This is a genomic window from uncultured Fretibacterium sp., assembly GCF_938040765.1.
Taxonomy (GTDB): domain Bacteria; phylum Synergistota; class Synergistia; order Synergistales; family Aminobacteriaceae; genus CAJPSE01.
In genome coordinates this window covers 1-5378 of record NZ_CALIAA010000119.1, presented here as the reverse complement: position 1 = coordinate 5378, position 5378 = coordinate 1, and the positions used below count along the sequence as shown (strand labels likewise).

General features: G+C 64.3%; 5 protein-coding genes and 2 pseudogenes. 4 read left to right on the top strand and 3 right to left on the bottom strand.

Annotation, left to right across the window (positions count from 1 at the left end):
* A partial coding sequence (locus tag Q0176_RS04325) for a hypothetical protein (protein ID WP_299299593.1) occupies nt 1–180 on the top strand: 180 nt, incomplete at its 5' end.
* Between the two features lie 135 nt (nt 181–315).
* Here the strand turns inward: Q0176_RS04325 and Q0176_RS04320 are convergent.
* Both Q0176_RS04320 and Q0176_RS04315 read right to left on the bottom strand, forming a co-directional pair.
* Nucleotides 316–1509: a M20 family metallopeptidase gene (locus Q0176_RS04320; protein WP_299299591.1), complete on the bottom strand. Its 1194-nt coding sequence runs from the start codon at nt 1507–1509 to the stop codon at nt 316–318.
* Nucleotides 1510–1563: 54 nt separating this feature from the next.
* The gene (locus Q0176_RS04315; RefSeq protein WP_299299589.1) at nt 1564–1728 is read right to left on the bottom strand and encodes a hypothetical protein; all 165 of its coding nucleotides are present in this window, start codon (nt 1726–1728) and stop codon (nt 1564–1566) included.
* A 192-nt stretch (nt 1729–1920) separates the two neighbouring features.
* Here Q0176_RS04315 and Q0176_RS04310 point away from each other — a divergent pair, with 192 nt between their 5' ends.
* The 3 genes and pseudogenes from Q0176_RS04310 to Q0176_RS11215 all read left to right on the top strand — a co-directional run.
* Complete coding sequence (locus Q0176_RS04310; protein WP_299299587.1) at nt 1921–3840, top strand: S9 family peptidase; 1920 nt, start codon at nt 1921–1923, stop codon at nt 3838–3840.
* A 224-nt stretch (nt 3841–4064) separates the two neighbouring features.
* A complete protein-coding gene (locus Q0176_RS04305; RefSeq protein WP_299299585.1) occupies nt 4065–4721 on the top strand; it encodes a peptide-methionine (S)-S-oxide reductase in 657 nt (218 codons plus the stop codon).
* A gap of 40 nt (nt 4722–4761) precedes the next feature.
* A pseudogene (locus tag Q0176_RS11215) lies at nt 4762–4911 on the top strand (2-dehydropantoate 2-reductase N-terminal domain-containing protein); the annotation flags it as partial.
* Between the two features lie 66 nt (nt 4912–4977).
* On the opposite strand, the pseudogene Q0176_RS11210 reads toward Q0176_RS11215, so the two are convergent.
* Nucleotides 4978–5190: pseudogene (locus tag Q0176_RS11210) on the bottom strand (Arm DNA-binding domain-containing protein); the annotation flags it as partial.
* Between the last annotated feature and the right edge of the window lie 188 nt (nt 5191–5378).

Sequence of the window (5378 nt, the reverse complement as noted above, 5' to 3'; positions counted from 1 at the left end):
TTTTACATATTTTCCTTTGGCAAAATGTGCGTTCTTGTTTTAATCAGCGCTTCCCAAGATCCGGCGGCGAGGTATGGGGCGCGGCAGATCGTCGATGTCACGTTTCAGGATATCGGTGCATCGTATTCTCCGCCCCCGTCTCGGGGCGGCGGACTCGGCAAACCCGGCACTTCGTTATGATGGGACCGGCAGCCATAGATACGGCGATTCCGACACGGCGTTTTTCAAAAAGACGAGCTCTCGCGAGCGGCGAAGGGCGGGTCCTCAGACCCGCCCTTCGTCCATCAAAACCAGGTCCATCGCCGCAGGGACCGATCAGTCCTGCCACCGGAGGGCGAAGGCGGCCATCGCGGCGGCCCCCGTCCAGAGCACGGACTCGTTGACGTCGAACCGGGAGTTGTGGTGCGGATGGTCGCGCCCGTCCCCGAAGGTGGAGCAGTGATAGAAAAATGCGCCCGGGACCTTCCGAAGGTACTCGGCGAAGTCCTCCGCCCCGGAGGAGGGCCGCACGACCTCGTGCTCCGACCCCTCGCCCAGCGTCGTCCTCAGGATGTCCCGCATCCTCAGGGTGATCGCCTCGTCGTTGACGACGGGGGGCAGGTACCCGCTGAAGGTCACCGTTCCGCGCCCGCGCATGGAGGCGGCCACGCCCTCGACCGTCGCGGTGATGCGCTCCTTGAGGAAGGCGTCGGTCTCCGTGTTGAAGCACCGCATCGTCCCGAAGAGCTCACAGGTGTCGGCGATGACGTTATGGGCCCGTCCGCCCGAGATCTTACCGAAGGTGACCACGGCCGGCTCGAAGGGGCTGAGCTCCCGACTGACCAGGGTCTGGAGCTGGGAGACGACCTCCGCGGCCATCACGATCGGGTCCACCGTCAGGTGGGGCGTGGCCCCGTGCCCTCCCCGGCCCTGGAGCTCGACCCGGATCGTCGTCGTCGAGGCCATCATGGGCCCCACCCGCCAGCCGATCTGTCCGGGCTCGAGGCCTTCCCAGATGCTCCCGGTGTGGAGCCCCACAATCGCATCGACCCCATCCAGGGCGCCGCTCTCGATCATGGAGAGTGCCCCCGCGACGGTCTCCTCCGCCGGCTGGAAGAGAAAGCGCACCGTCCCGGCAAGCTCGGACCGGGCCTCGGCCAGCAGCCGGGCCGCCGTCAGCAGCATGGCCACGTGGGCGTCGTGCCCGCAGGCGTGCATGCAGCCGTTCGTGGAGGCGTAGGGCAGCCCCGTCTCCTCCCTCACGGGCAGCGCGTCCATGTCGGCGCGCAGCGCCAGGACCTTTCCCGGGCGCCCCCCCACGAGGTCGGCGCAGACCCCGTGCCCGCGCCCCATCCCCGGCCGGAGCCCGTCCAGGTTCAGCTTCTCCAGCTCACGGACGATCACGCCCTCCGTGAAGGGCAGTTCGTGCTCCAGCTCCGGATGGGCATGCAGCTCCCGTCGGAGCTCCACGGCATAGCCGTTCAGCTCCGAGGCCTTTTTTCCGAAGCCCTTCAGGTCCTTCCCGTCCATATTCACCAGCATCCCCTTTTCGATAAAAAAGATGAAAAACGTCCCCGGCCGGCCTCAGCCGAGGTATCCCCAGGCGAAGATCGCCATGAAGGCGGCCAGCAGCAGATTGAACAGGGCACGGCCCCTCTGTCCGGCCCGCAGGCGCCGCACCGCCATGAACGTCATGGCCGCGGCACAAAAGAACAGGATCGCCGCAGGAATGGGAATGGCCATCGTCATCGTCCCAACCGCACCTCCTTCGTCGTTTTTCCCCGGCGTTCGCGGATTTTTCCGCATAAAAACCCATGGCACGAAACGCCCCTCCCTGTAGAGTAGCGAAAGAGGCTCCGGGATGCAAGAGGGGATTCATGAGAAAAACCGGGCTCCGGGGTTCCGCCAGATTCTTTCAGTCTCTTTCAGGAGGTTTTGCCCATGAAGTTTGCCGATCTGCTCACGCTCGGATTCGTTCTGAGCTGCGTCCTGCCGCTGGCCTCGACGGCCTGCGCCGCGGAGAGCGGGGAGGATTCGTCCTCCGTTCCGCCCGTCCTCCCGATGGAGGATTTCTTCCGCAACCCCGAGGTCGGCGCCTTCTCCCTGTCGCCCGACGGCGCCAAACTGGCCTTCGTCAAGCCCTGGGAGCGCCGGATGAACGTCTACGTTCGCGACATCGAGACGGGCGCCGAGAAGCGCGTGACGAGCGCGACGGAGCGCGATATCGCCGGCTTCTTCTGGAAGGGCAGCGACCGCATCGTATACATTCAGGACAAGGGCGGGGACGAGAACTTCCACATCTACCTGACGGACATCGAGGGCAAGGCATCGCGGGACCTCACGCCGTTCGACGGCGTCCGGGCCGGGGTGCTGGACGACCTGGAGGAGGACCCGGAGCACATGCTGCTGGAGATGAACCGGCGCAACCCCGAGGTCTTCGACGTCTACCGGTGCGAGCTCGCCACGGGAGAACTCACGCAAATTGCCGAGAACCCCGGCAACATCACCGGCTGGCTGACCGACCACGACGGCAGGCTCCGCGTCGCCTACGAGACGGACGGCGTCAACTCCAGCCTGCTCTACCGCCCGACGGAGAAGGACGAGTTCAAGACGCTCGTCACCACGAACTTCAAGGACTCCTTCTTCCCCCTGATGTTCGGCTACGACAACAAACTCCTCTACGTGGCCTCGAACCTCGGGCGCGACAAGATCGCCGTCTACACATTCGACCCCGACGCGAACAAGACGCGGGACCTCGTCTTCGAGCACCCGGACGTGGACGTGGCCAGCCTGATATCCTCCAAGAAGCGCAAGGTGATCACGGGCGTCGTCTACACCACGGACAAGAGCCGCTACCACTTCTTCGACAAGGACCGCAGGGAGCTCCAGGACACCCTCGAGAAGTTCTTCCCGGGCTACGAGGTCGCCGTCACGGGAATGGACGACGACGAGCGGCGCGCCACCGTCAGGGTCTACGGGGACCGCACGCGCGGCGGCTCCTACCTCTTCGACCGGCAGAGCAACAGCCTGACGAAGCTGGCGGACCACTCGCCCTGGCTTAAGGAGACCGAGATGGCGCCGATGGAGCCCATTCAATACACCTCCCGCGACGGACTGACGATCCACGGCTACCTGACGCTCCCCCTCGGCGTCGCGTCCAGGGACCTTCCGCTGGTCGTCATCCCGCACGGCGGGCCCAGCGCGCGCGACGAGTGGGGGTTCGATTCGGAGGCGCAGTTTTTGGCCAACCGCGGCGCGGCGGTGCTCCAGGTCAACTTCCGCGGCTCCACCGGCTACGGCAAGAAGTTCTGGCAGGCGGGCTTCAAGCAGTGGGGACGCGCCATGCAGGACGACGTCACCGACGGCGTGGAGTGGCTCGTCAAACAAGGCATCGCCGACCCCAAACGCCTGGCCATCTACGGCGGCAGCTACGGCGGCTATGCGGCCCTGGCGGGCGCGACCTTCACGCCCGACCTCTACGCCTGCGCCGTCAGCTACGTGGGGCCGTCCAACATCTTCACCCTGCTGGAGAGCATCCCCCCCTACTGGGAGCCCTACCGCGAGATGGAGTACGAGGAGATCGGGCACCCCGTCAAGGACAAGGAGCTGCTGGAGTCGATATCGCCCGTCCTCCACGCGGACAAAATCCGCATCCCGCTCTTCGTGGCGCAGGGCGCCAACGACCCGCGCGTCAAGAAGGCGGAGTCCGACCAGATCGTCGAGGCCGTCCGCAAGGCGGGCAAGGACGTCGTCTACATGGTCAAGGACAACGAGGGACACGGGTTCCGCAACGAGGAGAACCGGTTCGACTTCTACCGCGAGATGGGCGGGTTCCTCAAGAAGCACCTGGGCCTGCGCTGACCCTCTACGGGCCGGCCGCGGAGCGGGGGGAGGGCCCCCCTCCTACGGAAGGTGTTTTGCGGATTTTCGCCCTTCCCCCGCCCGGATGCGGAATATGACGATGACGCGCCCGCCGTCCTGCTCCATAATGGCGCGGTGGGATCGGAACGAGGAACAAGGAAAAAGTTTTCGGCCGTTATGGTGCGGCGGAGGCCAAGGAGTGACGTATAGTGACGAGGACGGCATTGTCTGAGAAGATTCCCCCGATCGACAGGATGACCCCGGCTCAGCTCGAGTCGGCGCTGTTCGCCATGGGGTGCTTCAAGGGCCTAGAGGCCAGGCTCGGCATTACGAGGGGCGTGTGGAGGACCAGCGTGGGGTACGCGGGCGGTTCCTTTCCCACCCCCACCTACGACGACGTCGGCGACCACGTCGAGACCGTGAGGGTGGAGTACGACCCGCGGACGATCAGTTACGGCCAGCTCCTGGAGCTCTTCATGTGCTGGTACTGCGGCACGCCACCGGATGCCGCGCCGCGCCGCGCCCCCTGCATCTTCGTGAGGGACGCCAAGGAGCGCCGCCTGGCTCAGGCCGCGGCCGACCGCAGCATCCTCTGCGGCCGCAGCTATCCGAGGTCCCGGATCGTCCCCGCCAAGCCGTTCCATCTCGCGGAGGCCTGGTGCCAGAAGTACTATCTGCGCCGCGTCCCCTGGCTCTTCGAGGAGCTGATGGTCCTCTACGGCGAGGAGGAGGGACTGCTGCGGTCCACGTCCGCAACGCGGCTCAACGCCTTTCTGGGGCTTCCCGCCGTGCCGTCCCCGCGCTGCTCCCTGCCGGAGGACATCGATCTCTACGGGCTGACGCCCTACGCCGTGCAGGCGCTGCAGCACCTTGGAATCTGAATTTGGAGGCTGAGCACCGATCAGGCAGCAAAGGGGGGACATGCCCCCGCCGAGAGGAGATCCCTTTATGAACATCACCATTGTCGGTTTGGGCGGAGTGGGAGGAATCGTGGGCGGGCGTCTGGCCGCAGCGGCGGCGGACGTTCCGGAGCTCCGAGTGACCTTCTGGTGCCGCGGCGACACCCTGCAAGCGATTCTTGAGCAGTTCAGCGCTGACCACGCCGTCCTTCGTAAGCATTTCCGCGTAGGTCTTTTCCACAAGCTCCCTGAACGCTGCGAGGCGTTGGTTGATTTTCTTTTCGCCGGTTATACCCTGTCTGCTCTTCCATTCATCTGGCAGACATTCCTCGCCTGTGGCAATAGCTGTGCTTTTGCCATCGATGGTGATGCGGCAAAAGATGGCTGTCTTGCCGTCGGTCTTTGTCTTCTGTCTGTTGATGTAGAACAGGATTTTGAATGTACTTCTCATATCGGTTTTGGTTAAATGGTCAGGTGTAAATCTTCGGTGAAGGTGATCAAGCGGTCGAACTCCTCAAATAGCTTTTGGGGAGTGACTTCCGCATATCGTTCGGTCATGCGCACAGTACTATGCCCAAGCATCTTGCTTACGGTTTCGATGGGAACGCCCTGTTCCAAGGTGATGAGCGTAGCGAAGGT

What these genes read in the sequence shown, in the direction of transcription:
- Q0176_RS04315 (WP_299299589.1), bottom strand. Translation starts at nt 1,728, where the DNA reads ATGACGATGGCCATTCCCATTCCTGCGGCGATCCTGTTCTTTTGTGCC.
- Q0176_RS04320 (WP_299299591.1), bottom strand. Translation starts at nt 1,509, where the DNA reads ATGGACGGGAAGGACCTGAAGGGCTTCGGAAAAAAGGCCTCGGAGCTG.
- Q0176_RS04310 (WP_299299587.1), top strand. Translation starts at nt 1,921, where the DNA reads ATGAAGTTTGCCGATCTGCTCACGCTCGGATTCGTTCTGAGCTGCGTC.